Origin of the sequence: Streptomyces fildesensis (genome assembly GCF_016107395.1) — a bacterium.
GTDB lineage: Bacteria > Actinomycetota > Actinomycetes > Streptomycetales > Streptomycetaceae > Actinacidiphila > Actinacidiphila fildesensis.
This window is the reverse complement of record NZ_JAAIKO010000033.1, coordinates 19,133-40,250: the sequence shown is the minus strand read 5'-3', so window position 1 is coordinate 40,250 and position 21,118 is coordinate 19,133. Positions and strand designations below refer to the sequence as shown.

Here is a 21,118-nt window from a genome sequence, read left to right as displayed (position 1 = left end):
CCCGCCCGGGACCCGACACCCGCATCCCCTGTCCGAGCGGACAGGGGATGCGGCCACAATGGGAGGATGACGGACTCCCTCGCAGACCCGCATCACCGCGAATTCGCGGCCGCCGCCGACACCGACGGGCCCCGGGACATCGTGATCCTCGGCTCCACCGGTTCGATCGGCACCCAGGCCATCGACGTGGTGCTGCGCAACCCCGACCGCTTCCGCGTGGTGGCGCTGTCCGCCGCCGGCGGCCGGATCGAGCTGCTCGCCGAGCAGGCCCACCAGCTGCGGGTACGGACCGTGGCCGTGGCGGACGAGGACGCCGTCGAGCCGCTGCGGCAGGCGCTCGGCCGGCAGTACGGCGCCGGCGGGACGCTCCCCGAGATCCTGTCCGGCCCCGACGCCGCGACCCGGCTCGCCGCGAGCGAGTGCCACTCGGTCCTCAACGGCATCACCGGTTCGATCGGGCTCCGCCCGACGCTGGCGGCCCTGGAAGCCGACCGGGTGCTGATCCTCGCCAACAAGGAGTCGCTGATCGTCGGCGGTCCGCTGGTGAAGGCGCTCGCGAAGCCCGGGCAGATCATCCCGGTGGACTCCGAGCACTCCGCGCTCTTCCAGGCGCTGATGGGCGGCACCCGCGAAGAGGTCCGCAAGCTGATCGTCACGGCCTCCGGCGGCCCGTTCCGCGGCCGCACCAAGGAGGAGCTCGCCGGCGTCACCCCCAAGGACGCACTCGCGCATCCGACCTGGGACATGGGCCCGGTCATCACGATCAACTCCGCGACCCTGGTCAACAAGGGTCTGGAGGTCATCGAGGCACATCTGCTCTACGACATCCCCTTCGACCGGATCGAGGTCGTCGTCCATCCGCAGTCGCACATCCACTCGATGGTGGAGTTCGCCGACGGCTCGACCCTGGCCCAGGCGAGCCCGCCCGACATGCGGATGCCCATCGCGCTCGGCCTCGGCTGGCCCCGGCGGGTGCCGGATGCCGCACCCGCGTTCGACTGGTCGAAGGCGTCGACGTGGGAATTCTTCCCGTTGGACGACGACGCGTTCCCAGCGGTGGCTTTGGCGCGACATGTAGGTAGCCTCGGTGGCACCGCACCCGCGGTGTTCAACGCGGCGAACGAGGAATGCGTCGATGCCTTCCTCGCCGGCCGGCTGCCCTTCACGGGGATCGTGGACACCGTCGCCCGGGTGGTCGAGGAACACGGCCATCCGGATCCGGGAACTCGGCTGACCGTCGAGGACGTCCTTGAAGCGGAAGCGTGGGCACGGGCCCGCGCACGGGAACTGGCTACGGAGGCTGCACGGGTATGACGGCACTCATGTGGGGCGTCGGGATCGTCATCTTCGTCGTCGGCCTGCTGTTCTCCATCGCCTGGCACGAGCTCGGCCATCTCTCCACCGCCAAGCTCTTCAAGATCCGTGTGCCGCAGTACATGGTCGGCTTCGGGCCGACGATCTGGTCGCGGCACAAGGGCGAGACCGAGTACGGCTTCAAGGCGATCCCGCTCGGCGGCTACATCCGCATGATCGGCATGTTCCCGCCCGGCGCGGACGGCAAGGTCAGCGCCCGTTCCACCTCGCCGTGGCGCAGCATGATAGAAGACGCCCGTTCGGCCGCCTACGAGGAGCTGCAGCCGGGCGACGAGACGCGGATGTTCTACACGCGTAAGCCGTGGAAGCGCGTCATCGTCATGTTCGCCGGGCCGTTCATGAACCTGATCCTGGCGGTGGCGCTCTTCGCGGTCTCCCTGATGGGGATCGGCGGAAACGTCACGACCACGTCGATCGGCAGCGTCTCGGAGTGTGTGGTCAAGGCCTCCGCGGCGACCGACAAGGCCACCAAGGCCGATGTCTGCCCGAAGAACGCCGTGGCCCCGCCCGCCAAGGCCGCCGGCTTCAAGGCCGGGGACAAGATCGTCTCCTTCAACGGCAAGCCGGTCAGCGACTGGGACGACCTGTCGGACCAGATCCGCGACACCATCGGCCCGGCCACCGTCGGCGTCCTCCGGAACGGGCAGCAGCTCACCCTGCACCCGACCCTGGTCAAGAACACGGTGAACAAGAAGGACAGCGACGGCTTCCCGATCAAGGGCCAGTACGTCGACGCCGGATTCCTCGGCTTCAGCCCGGCCAACGGCGTCAGGACGCTGACCTTCGCCGAGTCCACCGACCGCATGGTCTCGATGACCAAGAACTCGATCCGCGGTATCGCCGACATCCCCTCGAAGATCCCCGCGCTGTGGGGATCGGCCTTCCAGGGCAAGGAGCGCACCGTCGACCAGCCCGTCGGCATGGTCGGTGTCGCCCGGATCGGCGGCGAGGTCTTCTCGCTGAAGATTCCCGCGACGCAGCAGATCGGCGTCATGATCAACCTGCTCGCCGGGGTGAACCTGTCGCTGTTCCTGTTCAACATGCTGCCGCTGCTCCCGCTCGACGGCGGTCACATCGCCGGCGCCCTGTGGGAGTCGCTGCGCCGCAGGCTGGCCAAGCTGACCCGGCGCCCGGACCCGGGCCCCTTCGACGTGGCCAAGCTGATGCCGGTCGCCTATGTCGTCGCGGGCATCTTCATCTGCTTCACGGCATTGGTGCTCGTCGCCGATGTCGTCAATCCGGTGACGCTCTCCTGACGGATGCGGGAGACGTGGGCGGGTTGCCGTAACCTCGGTAAACGGAGCCCGCCCACGCCGGGACCTTGTTCCACACCCTTGGGGATGCCAAGCACATGACCGCGATTTCGCTCGGAATGCCCGACGTTCCGATCAAGCTCGCCGACCGCCGCCACAGCCGCAAGATCCAGGTCGGGTCGGTCGCGGTGGGCGGGGACGCGCCGGTTTCGGTCCAGTCCATGACGACGACGGTGACGGCGGACATCGGGGCGACGCTCCAGCAGATCGCCGAGCTCACCGCTTCCGGCTGCCAGATCGTGCGGGTGGCCTGCCCCACGCAGGACGACGCCGACGCGCTCGCCACCATCGCCAAGAAGTCGCAGATCCCGGTGATCGCGGACATCCACTTCCAGCCGAAGTACGTCTTCGCGGCGCTCGACGCCGGCTGCGCGGCCGTCCGCGTCAACCCCGGCAACATCAAGCAGTTCGACGACAAGGTCAAGGAGATCGCGAAGGCGGCGGCTTCGGTCGGCACCCCGATCCGGATCGGCGTCAACGCGGGCTCGCTGGACCGCCGGCTGATGGAGAAGTACGGCAAGGCCACCCCCGAGGCGCTGGTCGAGTCCGCGCTGTGGGAGTGCTCGCTGTTCGAGGAGCACGGCTTCCGTGACATCAAGATCTCGGTGAAGCACAACGACCCGGTCGTGATGGTCAACGCCTACCGGCTGCTCGCCGGCAAGTGCGACTACCCCCTCCACCTCGGTGTCACCGAGGCCGGTCCCGCGTTCCAGGGCACCATCAAGTCCGCCGTCGCGTTCGGCGCGCTGCTGTCCGAGGGCATCGGCGACACCATCCGCGTCTCGCTCTCGGCCCCGCCGGTCGAGGAGATCAAGGTCGGCCTGCAGATCCTGGAGTCGCTGAACCTCAAGCAGCGCCGCCTGGAGATCGTCTCCTGCCCGTCCTGCGGCCGTGCCCAGGTCGACGTCTACAAGCTCGCCGACCAGGTCTCCGCCGGCCTTGAGGGCATGGAGGTGCCGTTGCGCGTCGCCGTCATGGGGTGCGTCGTGAACGGCCCCGGTGAGGCCCGCGAGGCCGACCTCGGTGTCGCGTCCGGCAACGGCAAGGGCCAGATCTTCGTCAAGGGCGAGGTCATCAAGACCGTGCCGGAGTCGAAGATCGTGGAGACCCTGATCGAAGAGGCGATGAAGATCGCCGAGCAGATGGAAGCGGACGGCATCGCGTCCGGCGAGCCCCAGGTCAACGTGAGCTGACCGGGGAAGGCCGCTGAGGCCACCTCCGCGAAACTCCCCTCCGCGAGGTAAAGTGCGAAGATCTACCCCCGGCCGTGTGGCCGGGGGTACCCCCGCCCCCCGCGGCCTGTAGGTGAGGCGCACACGTGTTGACGACGACGACCGCGAAGGTCCTGGAGGCCGGCGAACTCGACGCCGCCCTCGAAGTGCTCGACCGCGACCCCGTGTCCAACGCGTTCGTCGCCTCCCGTGTGAACGTCGCGGGCCTCGACCCCTGGCGCCTCGGCGGCGAGATGTGGGGCTGGTACTCCGGCGGCCGGCTCGCCTCCCTGTGCTACGCCGGCGCCAATCTGGTGCCGATCTGCGCGGGCCCGGAAGCCGTCCGCGCCTTCGCCGAGCGGGCCCGCCGGGCGGGCCGCCGCTGCTCGTCGATCGTCGGACCCGCCGAGCCCACCACCGAACTGTGGTCGCTGCTCGAACCCAACTGGGGCCCGGCCCGGGAGATCCGCAGCCGTCAGCCGCTGATGACCACCCGGGCGCTGCCCGCCGGCATCACCCCCGACCCCCTCGTCCGGCGCGTCCGCCGTGACGAGATGGATGTGATCATGCCCGCGTGCGTGGCCATGTTCACCGAAGAGGTCGGCGTCTCCCCGCTCGCGGGGGACGGCGGGCTGCTCTACCAGGCCCGGGTCGCCGAACTCGTCACCGCCGGACGGTCGTTCGCCCGCATCGAGAACGGCCGGGTGGTCTTCAAGGCCGAGATCGGCGCCGTCACCCGGCACGCCTGCCAGATCCAGGGCGTCTGGGTGGCGCCGGAGTACCGGGGACAGGGCCTGTCGGAGGCGGGGATGGCCGCCGTGCTGCACTACGCGCTGCGGGATGTGGCCCCGGTCGCCAGCCTGTACGTCAACGACTTCAACGCACCCGCCCGTGCCTCCTACCGCCGGGTGGGATTCACCGAGGTCGGAGCCTTCATGAGCGTGCTGTTCTGACGTAATGTCCCGTCCCATGGAAGATGTCGTGGTCGGCCGTCTGGACCTCGAGGAACGGGTCGACGAGGCGCTCGCCGTACAGGCCCTCGCCTTCGGTCTCGACGACGACGAGATCGCCATCCGCCGCCAGATCGTCGTGCGGCATCTCGCCTGCCCCGGCGCCCGCGCCCTCGGTGCCACCACCGAGGACGGACGGCTCGTCGGCTTCGTCTACGGCATGCCCAACGACCGCGCGCACTGGTGGTCCACCGTCGTCCAGCCGTATCTGCGGCACCGCGGCACCGAGCAGTGGCTCGACGGCTCCTTCGTCATCACGGAGCTGCACGTACTGCCCGCCTTCCAGGGGCTGGGCATCGGACGGCAGCTGATCACCACCATCACCGACACGGCCACCGAACCGCGCAGCATCCTCTCCGCGATCGACGTCGAGAGCCCCGCCCGCCGGCTCTACCGGGCGCTCGGCTACCAGGACCTGGCCCGTCCCGTGCACTTCCCCAGCGCGACGAGCCCGTACGCGGTGATGGGCGCGCCCCTGCCGCTGCGCCGCCCGGACCGGCCCCGGGATCCGGCATAACGCATTTCCGTGCCGCCGGACGGGCTGGATATCCTCGCGGGAATCCCCGTCAAGCCCCTGGAGAGCCACCATGGTCCTGCGCATGTCCCGTCTGATGCTCAAGACACTGCGCGACGACCCGGCCGACGCCGAGACCGCCAGCCACAAGCTGCTGGTCCGCGCCGGTTTCGTCCGCCGCTCGTCGGCGGGCGTCTGGATCTGGCTGCCGCTCGGCAAGCGGGTCCTGGAGAACGTCTCCCGCGTCGTCCGCGAGGAGATGGACGCCATCGGCGGCCAGGAAGTGCTGCTGCCCGCGCTGCTGCCGCGGGAGAACTACGAGACGACCGGCCGCGCGGGCGAGTACGGCGACCTGCTCTTCCAGCTCAAGGACCGCAAGGGCGCGGACTACGTCCTCGGCCCGACCCACGAGGAGATCTTCACCCAGGTGGTGAAGGACCAGTGCACGTCCTACAAGGACCTGCCGGTGATCCTCTACCAGATCCAGACGAAGTACCGGGACGAGGCCCGCCCGCGCTCCGGCGTGCTGCGCGGCCGTGAGTTCCAGATGAAGGACTCGTACTCCTTCGACACCACGGACGAGGGGCTGGCCGAGGCGTACCGGGCGCACCGTGACGCGTACATCCGGATCTTCACGCGGCTCGGCTTCGACTACCGCATCGTCTCCGCGGTCTCCGGCGCGATGGGCGGCTCGGCGTCCGAGGAGTTCCTCGCTCCGGCCGCGGCCGGCGAGGACACCTTCGTGGACTGTCCGGCCTGCGAGTACGCGGCGAACACCGAGGCCGTCACCACGGTCGTGCCGCCCGTCGAGGGCGTGGAGCACGGCCCCGTCGAGGAACTCGACACCCCCGACACCCCGACCATCGAGACCCTCGCCGCGCACCTGGGCGTCCCGGCGTCCGCGACGCTGAAGAACCTGTTGGTGAAGGTCGACGGCAAGATCACCGCCGTCGGCGTCCCCGGTGACCGCGAGGTCGACCTCGGCAAGCTCGGCGAGCACCTCGCCCCGGCCGTCGTCGAGCTGGTCACCGCCGAGGACTTCGAGGGCCGCCCGGAGCTCGTCCGCGGCTATGTGGGACCGCAGGGCCTGGGCATCGACTACATCGCCGATCCGCGCATCGCCCCCGGCACCGCCTGGATCACGGGCGCCAACACGAGCGGCAAGCACGCCCGCAACGTCGTCTGCGGCCGGGACTTCGAGGTGGACCGCTACCTCGACGTCGTCACCGTGCGGCCCGGCGACCCCTGCCCGCGCTGCGGCGCCGGACTGCGGCTGGACCGTGCGATCGAGATCGGTCACATCTTCCAGCTCGGCCGCAAGTACGCCGACGCCTTCCAGCTCGACGTACTCGGCCAGCAGGGCAAGCCTGTGCGGGTGACCATGGGCTCCTACGGGATCGGCGTCTCCCGTGCGGTCGCCGCCCTCGCCGAGCAGACCGCCGACGGCCAGGGCCTGTGCTGGCCGCGCGAGGTCGCCCCCGCCGATGTGCACCTCGTCGCGGCCGGCAAGGCCCTGCAGACCGAGCTGGCGCTGGAGGTCGCGGAGAAGCTGCACGCCGCAGGTGTCCGGGTGCTGCTCGACGACCGCGCCGGGGTCTCGCCGGGCGTGAAGTTCACCGACGCGGAACTCATCGGCGTCCCGCAGATCCTCGTCGTCGGCCGCCGCGCGGCCGAGGGCGTCGTGGAACTGAAGGACCGCCGGTCGGGCGAGCGGGTCGAGCTGACGGTCGACGAGGCGCTCGCCCGGCTGACCGGCTGACCGACGACACGGACTAGAGCCAGCTGGCGAACTCCAGCAGGAGTTCGCCGGCCTGGCTGTCGCCGACCGACAGCGCCCAGACGCCCGCCTCGACGGCCCGGAAGTGGCTCCAGCCGCGCAGCCGCTCCGGGTCCACGTCGAGCGCGGCGCCGAGCTTGGCGACCCGGCGGCGGGCCGCCGCCTGCGGGCCAGGGGACGCGGCCAGCGTCTCGACCCGGTCCCGGACCAGCCAGGCGAGGTCGTACGCCCGCTCGCCGACCAGCGGCTTGGGGTCGATGGCCAGCCACGGGCTGCGCTCGGCGGCCAGGACGTTGCCGTGGTGGTAGTCGCCGTGCAGCAGCACGTCCTCGGCCGGACCGGCCAGCAGCTGCTCGCGCAGCGCCAGCGCCTCGTCGATGAGCGGGCGCACCTCCGCCGCCCAGGGCTGCTCACGGCGCTCCCGCAGGTGGTCGGCGAGACCGGCGGTGCAGTCGGCGACCGAGGTGAACGGATGGCCCTCGGCCGGCGCCACCCACAGCCGCTGCAAGGTGGCCGTCGCCTCGAGCATCGCCTTGGGCTCCGGGAGGGAGCGCAGGGACACCTCGCCCTGCAGCCGCTCCAGCAGCATCGCGCCCAGGGTGGGCTCCGCGCGCAGCAGCCGGACCGCGCCGCGGCCGTCCCAGTGGGCGAGCGCGGCGTGCTCGTGCTCGGTCTCGGGGGTGACCATGCCCAGCTTGAGCACGGCGGGGGTGCCGTCCGCCGTCCGGACGAGCACGATCATGCTGATCTGGCCGCCGGGGGTGAACACCCGCTCCGGCCGCAGTTCCCACCGCTCCAGCGTTCCGGCCACCCGGCCCGGCAGCGCCGCGAGCCACTCCCGGCCGGCGTCGCCCTCCCAGGCCCCGATCGTGCGGACCAGCCGGTCGGGCGGGTCCAGCGGAATGGTGCCGGGGCCGCCGGGCTGCGGTGCTGAAGCCATGGTTGTGCTGTCCCTCCGTGGATCTTTCGCGGGCGGGCGTCCCCGCGGGGGGATGCCTTCCCGTTCTGCCGTGTCCTACAGCCCTGACACGGCTCCTTGCGGTGCGGCTCTCACGGTGCGCTCCGCTCGGCCAACCCGGGGAAGGCTACGCTGCCGCCGCGCCACCGCACGGCACGCACCGCCGCCTCACGCAGCGCTCCGGCCGCGTCCCGGCGCGGCTCCCCGGTGGCCGCGCGCACCACATCCCCGTACACACCGGCGACCCGGTCCTCGATCACGGCGGCCAGCCGTACGGCCGCCGCGCTGTCGGTGACCGGGAACGGCAGTGCGTACCCGGCGTCCGCCGGCACCGGTTCCGCGCCGAGGTCCCGCACGGTGCGACTCAGCGCGTCGCGGCGGGCGCGGTGCGAGTCGTAGGCAGCGCGGGCGTCGGAGGCGCGCGGCTTCGCGACCCGCGCACCTATCACCCCATAGGCGTAAACCGCGGCGTGTTCCGCGGCGAGCGCCGCCTGGACCGCGTCCAGGGTCCGCTGTGTCATCTCGTCAGCCCTTCCCCGTCAGCAGGACGACGTGCGCCGCCCCGGCGGCGGCCACTGAGGCGAGCAGCCGGGCGAGCTCGGGCGGTGCGTCGAGCAGCGCGGTAGCGCGGGCGTCCGCGAGCCGGCGTTCGGCGGCGGCGAGCGCCCCGAGCGTGGGGGGAGCGGTGGCGGCGGTGGTGCCGGTGGCACCCGGCGTTCCGGCGGGGGCCGGCTTCGGCACCGTGGCGCCGAACGCCTGGGCGTGCCGGGCGACTTCGGCCCGCAGCGGCGCCAGCCGCGCGGTGAGGTCCGGCCGGGCCGCGAGGAGACCGTCGTAGTGCGCGAGGAGTGCGGTGCTGTCCGCGGCCGCCCGCGCCCGCAGCGCGGCACCCGGCACGGCCGGGGGAGTGTCCTTCAGGGTGTCCGCCGCGGCCGGGGTCCCGCCGGAACAGCCCGTGGCGAGTCCGGCCAGCGCCGCCAGCCCGCCCGCGCCGGCCACCAGCGGCACACCGGCGGCCGAGGCCAGTACCGTCCGTCTGCCCGGCGTCCCTCTGCCTGTCACCGCGCCCCCTCCCGTGATCACCGACCAGAGCGTACCGGGCGGCGGCCGGGCGCGGCCCGGGCGACGGTGGCCGGCCGGCTCCGCCGCAGGGCAGCGCTGGGGGGCGAGCCACGCCGAATCGTCGATCCGGTGTCGGAACCGATAGGCTTTGGGGCGACACGCGACCTTCCATACAACAGCACACGCGGCCGAGGAGTCACCCGGATGAGCACCACCCAGAGCGAGAGGCTGCGCGGATTGCTGGAGCCGCTCGTCGCCAAGACGGGTCTGGATCTGGAAGAGGTCACAGTGACCGCGGCGGGCAGCCGCCGGCAGCTGATGGTCGTGGTGGATTCCGATGACGGCGTGCAGCTCGACGCGGTCGCCGAGCTGAGCCGGGACATCGCCCAGGTGCTCGACGACACGGACGCGATGGGCCAGGGCGAGTACGTCCTGGAGGTCAGCTCCCCGGGTACCGACCGGCCGCTGACCACGCCCCGGCACTTCCGCCGCAACGAGGGCCGGCTGGTCAAGCTGACGCTCAACAACCACGAAGAGCTGACCGCGCGGATCATGGCGCTGGACGAGGCGGGCCTCGATCTGGAGGTCCCCGGCATCAAGGGGCGCAAGCCCAAGCCGCGCCGGGTGGAGTTCGCGGAGATCGCGAAGGCCCGGGTGGAGATCGAGTTCAACCGCAAGAACAAGGACGACGACGTCGACGCAGCGGATACGGCCGACGCCGACACCGACAGCGACGAGAGCATTGAGGAGGCGTAGCCGTGGACATCGACATGAAGGCCCTACGGGGTTTGGTGCAGGAGAGGCAGATTTCGTTCGACCTGCTGGTCGGGGCGATCGAGTCCGCGCTCCTCATCGCCTACCACCGGGAGCCGGGCAGCCACCGCCGGGCCCGGGTGGAGCTCGACAAGTCGTCGGGACATGTGACGGTGTGGGCGAAGGAGGACCCGTCCGAGGTCGCCGAGGGCGCCGAGCCCCGCGAGTTCGACGACACCCCTTCCGGGTTCGGCCGGATCGCCGCCTCCACGGCGAAGCAGGTCATCCTGCAGCGGCTGCGGGACGCGGAGGACGACATCACGTTCGGCGAGTACGCCGGCCGTGAGGGCGACATCGTCTCCGGTGTCGTCCAGCAGGGCATGGACGCCAAGAACGTGCTGGTCGACATCGGCAAGATGGAAGCCATCCTGCCGGTGCAGGAGCAGGTGCCGGGCGAGGACTACAAGCACGGTGTGCGGCTGCGCTCCTACGTCGTCCGCGTCGCCAAGGGCGTGCGCGGACCGTCGGTGACGCTGTCGCGCTCGCACCCCAACCTGGTGCGCGCCCTGTTCAAGATGGAGGTCCCGGAGATCGCGGACGGTTCGGTCGTCATCGAGGCGATCGCCCGCGAGGCCGGCCACCGGACGAAGATGGCGGTGCGCTCCACCCGCTCCGGGCTGAACGCCAAGGGCGCCTGCATCGGCCCGATGGGCTCCCGCGTGCGGGCGGTCATGGCCGAGCTGCAGGGCGAGAAGATCGACATCGTGGACTGGTCGGACGACCCGGCCGACATGGTGGCGAACGCCCTGTCGCCGGCCCGGGTGTCCCGCGTCGAGGTCGTGGACCTGTCGGCCCGCTCCGCCCGGGTGACCGTGCCGGACTACCAGCTGTCGCTCGCCATCGGCAAGGAAGGGCAGAACGCCCGCCTCGCCGCCCGGCTGACCGGCTGGCGGATCGACATCCGTCCGGACATCGAGCCGGAGGGCGCCGAGGAGTCCGGCGAATCGGACACTTCACGCGCCTGAATGTCAACCCACGACTGACCGAACAACCGTGCGTCGAATAACCCGAAGGGGTGAGGTCGGCGCGGGGAGGTAGACTGAGCAGTGTCTGGCCGGACGCGTTCCCTTGCGTGCCCTGAGCGAACCTGTGTGGGTTGCCGGGAACGGGTGGCCAAGAACGATCTGCTGCGTGTGGCGGTGAGCGGTGACGCGTGCGTCCCCGATCCTCGCGGTACGCTGCCCGGTCGGGGTGCTCACTTGCACCCTGACCTGGTCTGTTTCGACCTGGCGGTTCGCCGCCGGGCCTTCTCCAGGGCCTTCAGGTCCAAGGAGACGTTCGACACCGCGGAACTCCGCCGGTACGTCGAGCAGAACACCAAGCCCGTCGAAGTGGCGGCACCGTAAGTGAACGGCACGGGTATCCGTGCGGTCAGGTACCTCGCGAGTCGGAAGTAGGTCGAGATTGCGATGAGCACCACTCGATGAGTACGCGATGAGTACGAGCATGAAGTAGCGACGGTCCGGCGGACGATCACCCCGGACCTAAAAGGAGCGAAGTGGCTAAGGTCCGGGTATACGAACTCGCCAAGGAGTTCGGAGTTGAGAGCAAGGTCGTCATGGCCAAGCTCCAAGAACTTGGTGAATTCGTACGTTCGGCGTCCTCGACGATCGAGGCGCCGGTTGTTCGCAAGTTGACTGACGCTTTGCAGGGGCCCGGTGGCGGAAACGCCGCGAAGCCCGCTGCCAAGCCCGGCGCGCCCCGCAAGGCGACGTCTGCCAAGCCTGGCGCCCCCACTCCGGGTGCGCCGGCCCGTCCCGCTGCGCCGGCTCCCAAGCCGGCCGCGGACGCCCCCGTAACTCCGGCGGCTCCGGCCGCCACGGGCACCGGCTCCACGCCGGCCGGCCCCCGTCCGGGTCCGAAGCCGGCCCCGGTCAAGCCCGCTCCGGCGGCTCCGGTCCCGGTCGCGGAGTTCTCCGCCCCGGCTCCGACCCAGCAGGCGCAGCAGGCCCCGCAGGCGCCGGCGGCCTCCGCCCCGGCGGCTCCGTCCTCCGCGCCGCGTCCCGCGGGTGCCACTCCCGGCCCCCGTCCGGCACGTCCGGCCCCGGCACAGCGCGAAGAGCGCCGTGACGGCGGTCAGCGTGACGCCGCGCCGCGTGGCGACCGTCCGGCCCGTCCGGCCGGCCAGGGTGCGCCCGGTGGCGCCCCGCGTCCCGGTGGCGCCCGTCCGGCGGGTCCCCGTCCGGGCAACAACCCCTTCACCTCCGGTGGCTCCACCGGGATGCAGCGCCCCGGTGGCGCCCCGCGTCCCGGCGGTGGCGGCCAGGGTGCTCCCGGCGGCGAGCGTCCCGCTCGTCCGGCCGGCACGGGTGGTCCCGGTGGCGCTCCGCGTCCCGGCGGCGCCCCGCGTCCCGGTGGTGCGGGCGGTCCCGGCGGTGCCGGTCGTCCGGCTCCCGGTGGGATGCCCCGCCCGCAGAGCTCCGGCCCGCGCCCGAACCCGGGCATGATGCCGCAGCGTCCCGCCCCGTCCGGTGGTCCCGGCGGCCGCTCCGGCGGACCCGGCGCCCGTCCCGGTGGCGGTCCCGGTGCTCGTCCCGGTGGTGGCAGCGGTGGTCCCGGTGCTCGTCCCGGTGGTGGCGGCGGCGGTTTCGCCGGCCGTCCGGCCGGTCCCGGTGCGCGTCCCGGCGGCTTCGGCGGCCCGCGTCCCGGTGGTGCTCCCGGCGGTGGCGGTGGCTTCGGTCCCCGTCCCGGCGGCTTCGGCGGCCGTCCCGGCGGCCCCAACGCCCGTGGTGGCACGCAGGGTGCCTTCGGCCGTGGCCCGAACGGCCGTCCGGCCCGTGGCCGCAAGTCGAAGCGCCAGCGTCGCCAGGAGTACGAGAGCATGCAGGCTCCGTCCGTGGGCGGCGTGCTGCTGCCCCGCGGTAACGGTGCTGCCGTACGACTGCGTCGCGGCTCCTCTCTCACCGACTTCGCCGAGAAGATCAACGCCAACCCGGCGTCGCTCGTCCAGGTGATGTTGAACCTCGGCGAAATGGTCACGGCGACGCAGTCGGTTCCCGACGCGACGCTGCAGCTGCTCGCCGACGAGATGAACTACGTCCTGGAGATCGTCAGCCCGGAGGAGGAGGACCGCGAGCTGCTCGAGTCCTTCGACATCGAGTTCGGCGAGGACGAGGGCGGCGAGGAAGAGCTCGTCTCCCGTCCGCCGGTCGTGACCGTCATGGGTCACGTCGACCACGGTAAGACCCGCCTCCTCGACGCGATCCGCAAGACCAACGTGATCGCGGGCGAGGCCGGTGGCATCACCCAGCACATCGGTGCCTACCAGGTCGCGGCCGAGGTGAACGGTGAAGAGCGCAAGATCACCTTCATCGACACCCCCGGTCACGAGGCGTTCACCGCCATGCGTGCCCGTGGTGCCAAGTCGACCGACATCGCGATCCTCGTGGTGGCGGCCAACGACGGTGTCATGCCGCAGACGATCGAAGCGTTGAACCACGCCAAGGCGGCCGGCGTGCCGATCGTGGTCGCGGTCAACAAGATCGACGTCGAGGGCGCCGACCCCGTCAAGGTGCGCGGTCAGCTGACCGAGTTCGGCCTCGTGGCCGAGGAGTACGGCGGCGACACCATGTTCGTCGACATCTCCGCCAAGCAGGGTCTGCACATCGACAGCCTGCTGGAGGCCGTGGTCCTCACCGCGGACGCCTCGCTCGACCTGCGGGCCAACCCGGAGCAGGACGCACAGGGCATCGCGATCGAGGCTCACCTCGACCGTGGCCGTGGCGCCGTGGCGACCGTGCTCGTACAGCGCGGCACCCTGCGCATCGGCGACACCATGGTGGTCGGCGACGCGTACGGCCGGGTCCGCGCGATGCTCGACGACCGTGGCAACACGCTGGAAGAAGCGGGCCCCTCGACTCCGGTCATGGTGCTCGGTCTCACCAACGTGCCCGGCGCCGGCGACAACTTCCTCGTTGTCGACGACGACCGCACGGCCCGTCAGATCGCCGAGAAGCGTGCCGCTCGTGAGCGGAACGCGGCGTTCGCCCGCAAGGGTGTCCGGTTCTCCCTGGAGAACCTGGACGAGGCCCTGCAGGCCGGTCTGGTGCAGCAGCTCAACCTCATCATCAAGGGCGACGCGTCCGGTTCGGTCGAAGCGCTCGAGTCCTCGCTCATGCAGCTGGACGTCGGTGCCGAGGTCGACCTGCGCATCCTGCACCGCGGTGTGGGTGCGGTCACCGAGTCGGACATCAACCTGGCATCGGGTTCCGACGCCATCGTCATCGGCTTCAACGTGCGCGCCGAAGGCCGCGCCACGCAGCTGGCCGAGCGCGAGGGTGTCGACGTCCGGTACTACTCGGTGATCTACCAGGTCATCGATGAGATCGAGGCGGCCCTGAAGGGCATGCTCAAGCCGGAGTACGAAGAGGTCGAGCTCGGCACCGCCGAGATCCGCGACGTCTTCCGCTCCTCCAAGCTGGGCAACATCGCCGGTGTCCTCATCCGCTCGGGCGAGGTCAAGCGCAACACCAAGGCGCGACTCCTCCGCGACGGCAAGGTCATCGCGGAGAACCTCAACATCGAGGGTCTGCGCCGGTTCAAGGACGACGTCACCGAGATCCGGGAAGGCTACGAGGGCGGTATCAACCTCGGCAGCTACAACGACATCAAGGTCGACGACGTCATCGCGACGTACGAGATGCGCGAGAAGCCGCGCGGCTGATCGCCCACCCGCCGCCCGGCCACCACCCCTGGTGGGCCGTGCTGCGCACGGGCAGTGCATTTCACCGGGGCCGGTCGGCGGAGATATTCCGTCGATCGGCCCCGGCCGTTGCGTGTACCGTTCACATCATGGATCGCGCCTGTCACCAGGGGCGTAACGACGAGGCCTCCCAGGGCGGCTAGCCCTGTCGCCCATGTATGCAGGAACGCTGTCCTTCGACCTCCTCCTCGGCGACGTACATTCGCTCAAGGAGAAGAGGTCCGTCGTCCGCCCGATCATCGCCGAGCTGCACCGCAAGTTCGCGGTCAGTGTGGCGGAGACGGGCGAGCAGGACCTTCACCGCAGGGCCGAGATAGGCATCGCGGTCGTGTCCGGGGATCTCGGACACATCAAGGACGTACTCGACCGGTGCGAGCGATGGATGATCGCCCGGCCCGAGGTGGAACTGCTGTCGGCACGGCAGCGGATCCACGGCGACGACGACTGACCGATCGGCGGTCGGCCGGCGCCTGGAAGACCAGAGCAGTAACGAAGAAGGAGACGGACAAGTGACCGACACCTCGCGGGCGCGCAAGCTGGCCGACCGCATCCGGGTCGTGGTCGCGGAAACGCTGCAGCGGCGGATCAAGGACCCGCGGCTCGGCTACGTGACGATCACGGACACCCGGGTCACGGGTGACCTGCAGGACGCGACGGTGTTCTACACGGTCTACGGCGACGACGAGGACCGTGCGGCGTCCGCCGCCGCACTGGAGAGCGCCAAGGGCATCCTGCGCTCCGAGGTCGGTCGGCAGCTCGGGGTGCGCTTCACCCCGACGCTGACGTTCGTCGCGGACGCCCTCCCGGAGAACGCGAAGACCATCGACGATCTGCTGGCCAGGGCCCGTGCCTCGGACGAGCAGGTGCGCAAGGCCGCCACCGACGCCTCGTACGCGGGCGACGCGGACCCGTACCGCAAGCCGGTGGAGGACGAGGACGACGACACGGACGCCGACGCCGACGCGGCGAAGACCGCGAAGGACGACGACAAGGGCTCCGCGACCGCATGAAGCGCAAAGGCCAGGGCCCGGACGGCCTAGTGATCGTCGACAAGCCGGCCGGGCTCACCTCGCACGCCGTGGTCGCCCGCATCCGCCGTTTCGCGGGCACCCGGCGCGTCGGGCACGCGGGCACCCTCGACCCGATGGCGACCGGAGTGCTCGTCATCGGCGTCGAGAAGGCCACCCGGCTCCTCGGCCACCTCGCGCTCACGCGCAAGGAGTACGTCGCGACGATCCGGCTCGGCCAGACCACCGTGACGGACGACGCCGAGGGCGAGGTCACGGAGAGCGCCGGCGCGGCCGGTGTCGAGCTGACGGCCGTCCAGGACGGAATCGCCAAGCTCAGCGGCGACATCATGCAGGTGCCGTCCAAGGTCAGCGCCATCAAGGTCAACGGCGTCCGGTCGTACACCAGGGTCCGGGAGGGCGAGGAGTTCGAGCTGGCCTCCCGCCCGGTGACCATCTCCTCCTTCGTGCTGCACGAGGACCGCACCGCGACGGCGGAGGACGGCACGGCCGTCCTGGACCTGGACGTCACCGTCGAGTGCACCTCCGGCACCTACATCCGGGCCCTGGCCCGCGATCTCGGCGCGGACCTGGGCACCGGCGGCCATCTGACCGCGCTGCGGCGCACCCGGGTGGGCCCGTACGACCTGAGCAGCGCCCGCACCGTGGACGAGCTCGAAGCGACGTACCAGGCCGACGGGGCGGAAGCCTTCCAGGTCATGCCGATCGGCGAGGCCGCCGCCGCGGCGTTCCCCCGCTGGGACGTGGACGCCGACCAGGCCCGCCTGCTCGTCAACGGCGTCCGCCTCAAGACCGACGGCATGGGCCCCGGCACTCACGCGGCCTTCGACCCCGACGGCCGCTTCCTGGCCCTCGTCGAGGACCGCGACGGCCAGACGAAGATCCTCGCGGTCCTCGTCTGACGCGAGTGCGTGACGCGCGTGCGTGACCTGACGGGATCCGGACCGGCCATCGAGCGGGTCCGGATCCTCGGTATCCGCAGTCGTCGCGCTCCCCTAGGGCACGGTCAGGCCCCCATCGTGGAGCGGGCGTCCGTGTCCCCGCGCGGACGCCCGCTCCACGATCCCCCTCCTGCTCGTATACCTATCCTCCTCACACCCGGAATTCACCCCAACGGGTGGGCGCTCGGAGTGAACTTCGGGGTGTACGGGGGCGCGTTGGGTGCGCGATCAATAGCGGGCGATCACCGTGGGCATACCGTGGAAGGCGGTTGACCAGCGGGGAGGTGCGCGGATGGCGGTGCGGCCCTGCGACGGTGACGATGCCTTGGTGCGGGTGTGCGATCTGGCCGGGCGGCCGCGCGGTACCGGATTCCTCGCCGATCTCGGCGGCACTCTCCTGACGAGTCACGAAGCCGTCGACGGACTGGCCCGGCTGGTGCTGCACGCCCCCGGCGACCAGGTCTGCCTCGTCGGTGCGGACGCGATCACGCCGCTGCCGGAACTGGGACTCGCGCTCGTCGCGACCGAAGGCATCAGTCTGCGGCCGCTGCCGGTCGCCGTCTCCGGGCCCGCGCACTCCGAACGCCGGGTGCGGCTGCGGGCCCGCGGCTGGACGGACGCCGTCGTCGTCGGCACCGCGTCCGTGACGTACACCGCGACCGACCGATTCCATCTCCTGGACGAGGTCTACGAACTCGCCCTCGACAGCCCGGAGGTGCTGCGGGTCCACCCGCAGGCGTCCGGCAGCCCCGTGATCGACGCGGAGACCGGAGCGGTGCTGGCCGTCATCGCCACCGCACTGCACGCCGGGCACCGGGCCGGCGGCTTCGCCGTCCCGCTGCGGGCCGGGTCGGGGCCGCTGGCGGAACTGCTCGCCCGCAACGCCGCCACCGTGCCCGCCTACGGGCCGCACCTCAACCTCGCCGGCGCGCTGCAGTTGACGGCCACCTCGGTCGGTTCCGCGGCCGTACCGCGCGAATGGCGTGAGCCGGTCGCCAGGCCGGGGACCGAGGACGAGCTGCGCGACTTCCTCAGCGGGGGAGGGGACCGCGGACCGCTCGTCCTGGGTCTGGTCGGCGACCCCGGCTGCGGGCGCACCACCGAACTGGCGGCGCTCGCCGCACGCCGCGCCCGGGGCGCGGAGCCCGCCCCGACGGTATGGCTGCGCGGCGCCGAACTGCGGCCGGGCGACGGCGGGTTGAAGGACGCGGTGGAACGCTCGCTGCGCACCGCCGCGCGGATCGTCTCGGCGGCGGCCGGCGACAGCAGGGGCGAGGCGCCCGTCGCGTCCCCGGACGCGGTCGCGGACCTGGCCCGGTCGGCGGGCCGCCCGCTGCTCGTGCTGCTCGACGGTCCGGAGGAGATGCCGCCCGTTCTGGCGCACGCGCTGCCCGACTGGACGGCCGGTACGGCGAGTTGGCTGCGGGCGGGCGGCGTCCGGCTGGTCGTGGCGTGCCGCCCCGAGTACTGGGAGCAGGCGGGCGCCCTGTTCCCCGCCGGGATGCTCCATGTGCCCGAGGAGGCGCCGGCCGTACCGCCCGGCGCCCCGGCCCGCGCGCTGCCGTTCTGCGTCCGGCTCGGCGACCTCCCGGAGCGGCAGGCCGTCCGCGCCAGGGCCCGGTACGGCATCCCGCCCGGGGCGCTGGCCGCGACCGACGCCGCCCATCCGCTGGCCCTGCGGCTGTTCGCCGAGATCCGCGCGGCCCTCCCGGAACCGGCGGTGCCCGACCCGGTGGGAACGCCCGCCGCTGAGGACGCCGTGCCCGGCCGTGCGGAGATCTTCTCGGCCTATCTGGACCTGGTGTGCCTGCGGATCGCCGTCCGGCTGACGGCGGGCGCCGAGAGCCCCGCCCGGGGGACTGCCGTCCGGCGGCTGGCCGCCCGGGTCGCCGGGCAGGTGCACGAGGCGGCGCGGCGCTGTCTGGGGCCCGGCCAGGGCGAGCTGGACCGGGAGTCCTTCGAGGACCTCTTCCCCTGGCGTACGGGCTGGGCCTCGGCCGTCCTCACCGAAGGCCTCGTCGTCCCGGCCGGAGCGGGATACCGCTTCGCGCACGAGGAGTTCGCCGACTGGCTGCAAGGGCTGCACCTTGACCTCGACGAGGCCCTGTTCGCCCTCGTCCACCGGTGGTTCGCCGCCCCGGCGGGCGCCGCGGAGGCCCCGGTCCGGCTGCCGTCGCGCCCCGGGGCCCGCGCCGGTCACGCCCCCGGGCACACCGTGCCGCCGGCCCCTCCGGTCGGCCCCGCCGCCGCTCCGCACTCGCTTCCGGTGCCCCGCCACCGCATCGGCCCCGTCATCCAGTCCCTGCTGCTCACCGCCCGCCAGTCCGGCCCCACCGCGCTCGCCCGGCATCTCGAAACGCTGATCCACGCCCTCGACCAGCAGGCCGCGGAACCGAGCCGCCTCGCCGCCCCGCCAAAGCCGCAGACGCCACCCCGGACACCGCCCTGGCCACCTGTGGTCGGGGAGCCGGAGGGAGCGTCGGAGGGGGAGCCGGACGCGGCAGCCGCCCCGGCTCCCGCCCTGATGGACCGCCTCATGGACCGACCCGCGTTCGACGATCCGCCGGCGGACGAGGCGGATCTCGACGCGGACACCGTCCCCAACCGGCGGCCCGGTGCGGGGCGCGCGGCGGTACCGCCGCCCCGGAGTCCGGTCGCGCCGGGGCCGGCCCCGGCGGCGGCCCCCGAAGCCGGTCCGAGCGGAGAGTCACGGCCACCCCTGCCCGCGCCGGAGGCGGCCCGGCGGGCGGACGCCGTGTGGTGGGCGGCGCATCTGCTGGGCGAGGTCCTGCTGCGGGTGCCGGACGCCGGCCAGTACCGGGGTGTGCTGCGGCTGCTGGCGGAGCGGATCACCGTGCGGTCGATCGAACGCGGCGGGTTCGGTCCGCAGGGCCTCGGCGGCCTGGCGGAGTTCGGTCCGTGGTTCTGGCGGCGGCTGGAGCTGCCGCTGGGGGAGCGGCTCGACCTGCTGCGGCTGCTCCTGCCCGCCGACGGCCCACCCTCGCAGAACCCGCAGAACCCGCAGAACCCGCATCCGCAGAACGTGCACGGCGTCCCGGGCTCGCCGGGTCCCGCCGAGCGCTTCCTCCCGACCGTCGGGGAACTGCTCTGCGACGCCCCGCGCGCCGCGCTGCCCGTGATCTGCGGCTGGTTCGGCGACGACCGGCCGCTGCAGACGGACACGGCGCTCAAAGGCCCGCGCCCGACCGTGGCCGCCGCCGTCCAGGCGCTGCTGCACACCCACCGGCACCGCGCCGTGGACGATCTGACCGAGGCGCTGGTCGAAGCCGCGCACCCCGGCGCCGATGAACTGCTGGCAGCCCTCGCGGAGGACGAACCGTCGGCGGTCTGCCGCGCCGTCGACCGCTGGGCCCACGAGGAACGGCCCGCCCGGCACGTCGCCGCCGCCGCGTACGGGGTGCGCGCCGCGCCCTACGTACGGTCCGACGCCGACCGGGAACTGCTGCGGTACGCGGCGCTGGCGATGCTCGCCCGCACCGAGGACTGCACGCTGCACGGAGCGGCGCTGGCCCTCCTCGTCCGCGACCCCGCGACCCGCTCCCGGCACCTGCCGGCCGCGCTCACCCACTTCGCCGCGGGCGATCCACAGCTGCCGGCCGGCGCCCTCGCCGCCGCGCTCGCCTCGCATCCGGAACCGGTGCTCGCCGCGTTCCAGGCCCGGCTGCGGGAGCCGGGCGCCGGCGCCGGCGAGGTGCTGCGCGAGCTGGCGGCGGTGACCACTCCCGCGCTGGCCCGCCGCGCGGCCGGCCTCGTACGGGACCATCTGCGGCACCGGCCGGAGGGCGCCGTCCATGCGGCGGAGTTCCTCGACCGGCGGCTCGAGCAGGGCGCCTCCGCCCGCGCGGTGGTGTTTCCGCTGGTAGTGGAGTTGCTGCGGGAACACCCGCCGGAGGTGCGGCGCGCGGTCGCCCCGGTGCTCGCCGCGCCCGGCAGCCACATCTCCCGGCCGATGCGCCAGGAACTGCTCGACGTGGCCCTGGAACGCGAACGGGACGCCGACGTCCTGGACGCGCTGCTCGGCGCCGCAGCGGACGGCTGCGCCCGCCGCCCGCCGCTGCTCACCCGCGATCTCGTGCACCGTCTCGGCCTGCTGCTCGGGCGCACCCCCGAAGGCGCCGCGCACTTCGACCGGCGGCTCGTCCAGCTCGCCGCCGCCTCCCCGTGCTTCGCCCGGCTGGTCCGCGGCTGGCTGGACTCCGACGGCGCCTGGGACGCCGTCATCGGCCCCAGCGCCCGCCGGCTGTGCGAACAACTCGCCGTACCGTCCACCCCGTAGGGGCAGGTCGCGGCCCGTGCCGCGGGCGCGGCGGCGGGGCCGGTGGCTGAGCCCGGCACGGGGACATGGCAGGCTTGGACCCGTACAGGCATACACAGCTATTCGGTACGACGATGAA

Annotated in this window: 17 protein-coding genes; 14 read left to right on the top strand and 3 right to left on the bottom strand. The window is 72.4% G+C overall.

Going from position 1 to position 21,118, the window contains the following annotated elements; genetic code table 11:
• Positions 1 to 66: 66 nt before the first annotated feature.
• The 6 genes from dxr to C6N31_RS30775 all read left to right on the top strand — a co-directional run bounded on the left by dxr (position 67) and on the right by C6N31_RS30775 (position 7,181).
• Positions 67 to 1,314 (top strand): 1-deoxy-D-xylulose-5-phosphate reductoisomerase, encoded by a 1,248-nt coding sequence (dxr, locus tag C6N31_RS30800; protein ID WP_198358630.1) that lies wholly within the window; start codon positions 67 to 69, stop codon positions 1,312 to 1,314.
• On the top strand, positions 1,311 to 2,630 hold the full coding sequence (locus C6N31_RS30795; protein WP_138356700.1) for a M50 family metallopeptidase: 1,320 nt from the start codon (positions 1,311 to 1,313) through the stop codon (positions 2,628 to 2,630). The genes dxr and C6N31_RS30795 overlap by 4 nt, the downstream gene beginning before the upstream one ends.
• A 95-nt stretch (positions 2,631 to 2,725) precedes the next feature.
• Positions 2,726 to 3,880: a flavodoxin-dependent (E)-4-hydroxy-3-methylbut-2-enyl-diphosphate synthase gene (ispG, locus tag C6N31_RS30790; protein WP_138356699.1), complete on the top strand. Its 1,155-nt coding sequence runs from the start codon at positions 2,726 to 2,728 to the stop codon at positions 3,878 to 3,880.
• Between the two features lie 125 nt (positions 3,881 to 4,005).
• Positions 4,006 to 4,851: a GNAT family N-acetyltransferase gene (locus C6N31_RS30785; RefSeq protein ID WP_198358629.1), complete on the top strand. Its 846-nt coding sequence runs from the start codon at positions 4,006 to 4,008 to the stop codon at positions 4,849 to 4,851.
• 16 nt (positions 4,852 to 4,867) lie between these two features.
• Positions 4,868 to 5,425: a GNAT family N-acetyltransferase gene (locus C6N31_RS30780; protein ID WP_138356697.1), complete on the top strand. Its 558-nt coding sequence runs from the start codon at positions 4,868 to 4,870 to the stop codon at positions 5,423 to 5,425.
• Positions 5,426 to 5,495: 70 nt separating this feature from the next.
• A complete protein-coding gene (locus C6N31_RS30775; RefSeq protein ID WP_138356696.1) occupies positions 5,496 to 7,181 on the top strand; it encodes a proline--tRNA ligase in 1,686 nt (561 codons plus the stop codon).
• Between the two features lie 13 nt (positions 7,182 to 7,194).
• Here the strand turns inward: C6N31_RS30775 and C6N31_RS30770 are convergent, their stop codons facing one another.
• From C6N31_RS30770 to C6N31_RS30760, 3 genes are all read right to left on the bottom strand, one after another.
• A complete protein-coding gene (locus tag C6N31_RS30770) occupies positions 7,195 to 8,139 on the bottom strand; it encodes an aminoglycoside phosphotransferase family protein (protein ID WP_138356695.1) in 945 nt (314 codons plus the stop codon).
• A 110-nt stretch (positions 8,140 to 8,249) separates the two neighbouring features.
• Positions 8,250 to 8,678 carry a ferritin-like domain-containing protein gene (locus C6N31_RS30765; RefSeq protein WP_138356694.1) on the bottom strand — a complete coding sequence of 143 codons (429 nt, stop codon included), beginning with the start codon at positions 8,676 to 8,678 and terminating at the stop codon, positions 8,250 to 8,252.
• A 4-nt stretch (positions 8,679 to 8,682) separates the two neighbouring features.
• A complete protein-coding gene (locus C6N31_RS30760; protein ID WP_138356739.1) occupies positions 8,683 to 9,219 on the bottom strand; it encodes a hypothetical protein in 537 nt (178 codons plus the stop codon).
• A 204-nt stretch (positions 9,220 to 9,423) separates the two neighbouring features.
• On the opposite strand from C6N31_RS30760, the gene rimP reads away from it, so the two are divergent.
• The 8 genes from rimP to C6N31_RS30720 all read left to right on the top strand — a co-directional run bounded on the left by rimP (position 9,424) and on the right by C6N31_RS30720 (position 21,000).
• Positions 9,424 to 9,975, top strand: coding sequence for a ribosome maturation factor RimP (gene rimP / locus C6N31_RS30755; protein WP_138356693.1), 552 nt, complete (start codon positions 9,424 to 9,426; stop codon positions 9,973 to 9,975).
• Between the two features lie 2 nt (positions 9,976 to 9,977).
• Positions 9,978 to 10,997: a transcription termination factor NusA gene (gene nusA / locus C6N31_RS30750; RefSeq protein ID WP_138356692.1), complete on the top strand. Its 1,020-nt coding sequence runs from the start codon at positions 9,978 to 9,980 to the stop codon at positions 10,995 to 10,997.
• Positions 10,998 to 11,078: 81 nt separating this feature from the next.
• Complete coding sequence (locus C6N31_RS30745) at positions 11,079 to 11,378, top strand: YlxR family protein (protein ID WP_138356691.1); 300 nt, start codon at positions 11,079 to 11,081, stop codon at positions 11,376 to 11,378.
• Between the two features lie 152 nt (positions 11,379 to 11,530).
• On the top strand, positions 11,531 to 14,695 hold the full coding sequence (gene infB, locus C6N31_RS30740; protein WP_138356690.1) for a translation initiation factor IF-2: 3,165 nt from the start codon (positions 11,531 to 11,533) through the stop codon (positions 14,693 to 14,695).
• 193 nt (positions 14,696 to 14,888) lie between these two features.
• A complete protein-coding gene (locus C6N31_RS30735) occupies positions 14,889 to 15,182 on the top strand; it encodes a DUF503 domain-containing protein (protein WP_138356689.1) in 294 nt (97 codons plus the stop codon).
• 61 nt (positions 15,183 to 15,243) lie between these two features.
• A complete protein-coding gene (rbfA, locus tag C6N31_RS30730; RefSeq protein WP_138356688.1) occupies positions 15,244 to 15,744 on the top strand; it encodes a 30S ribosome-binding factor RbfA in 501 nt (166 codons plus the stop codon).
• Positions 15,741 to 16,664 carry a tRNA pseudouridine(55) synthase TruB gene (gene truB / locus C6N31_RS30725; protein ID WP_138356687.1) on the top strand — a complete coding sequence of 308 codons (924 nt, stop codon included), beginning with the start codon at positions 15,741 to 15,743 and terminating at the stop codon, positions 16,662 to 16,664. Before rbfA ends, truB begins: the two co-directional genes overlap by 4 nt.
• A 331-nt stretch (positions 16,665 to 16,995) precedes the next feature.
• On the top strand, positions 16,996 to 21,000 hold the full coding sequence (locus C6N31_RS30720) for a S1 family serine peptidase (protein WP_198358628.1): 4,005 nt from the start codon (positions 16,996 to 16,998) through the stop codon (positions 20,998 to 21,000).
• Positions 21,001 to 21,118: the final 118 nt, after the last annotated feature.

Coding starts and splice junctions, on each gene's coding strand:
- C6N31_RS30780 (WP_138356697.1), top strand. CDS start 4,868: ATGGAAGATGTCGTGGTCGGCCGTCTGGACCTCGAGGAACGGGTCGAC.
- C6N31_RS30720 (WP_198358628.1), top strand. CDS start 16,996: ATGGCGGTGCGGCCCTGCGACGGTGACGATGCCTTGGTGCGGGTGTGC.
- dxr (WP_198358630.1), top strand. CDS start 67: ATGACGGACTCCCTCGCAGACCCGCATCACCGCGAATTCGCGGCCGCC.
- C6N31_RS30795 (WP_138356700.1), top strand. CDS start 1,311: ATGACGGCACTCATGTGGGGCGTCGGGATCGTCATCTTCGTCGTCGGC.
- rimP (WP_138356693.1), top strand. CDS start 9,424: ATGAGCACCACCCAGAGCGAGAGGCTGCGCGGATTGCTGGAGCCGCTC.
- C6N31_RS30770 (WP_138356695.1), bottom strand. CDS start 8,139: ATGGCTTCAGCACCGCAGCCCGGCGGCCCCGGCACCATTCCGCTGGAC.
- truB (WP_138356687.1), top strand. CDS start 15,741: ATGAAGCGCAAAGGCCAGGGCCCGGACGGCCTAGTGATCGTCGACAAG.
- C6N31_RS30775 (WP_138356696.1), top strand. CDS start 5,496: ATGGTCCTGCGCATGTCCCGTCTGATGCTCAAGACACTGCGCGACGAC.
- C6N31_RS30735 (WP_138356689.1), top strand. CDS start 14,889: ATGTATGCAGGAACGCTGTCCTTCGACCTCCTCCTCGGCGACGTACAT.
- ispG (WP_138356699.1), top strand. CDS start 2,726: ATGACCGCGATTTCGCTCGGAATGCCCGACGTTCCGATCAAGCTCGCC.
- C6N31_RS30765 (WP_138356694.1), bottom strand. CDS start 8,678: ATGACACAGCGGACCCTGGACGCGGTCCAGGCGGCGCTCGCCGCGGAA.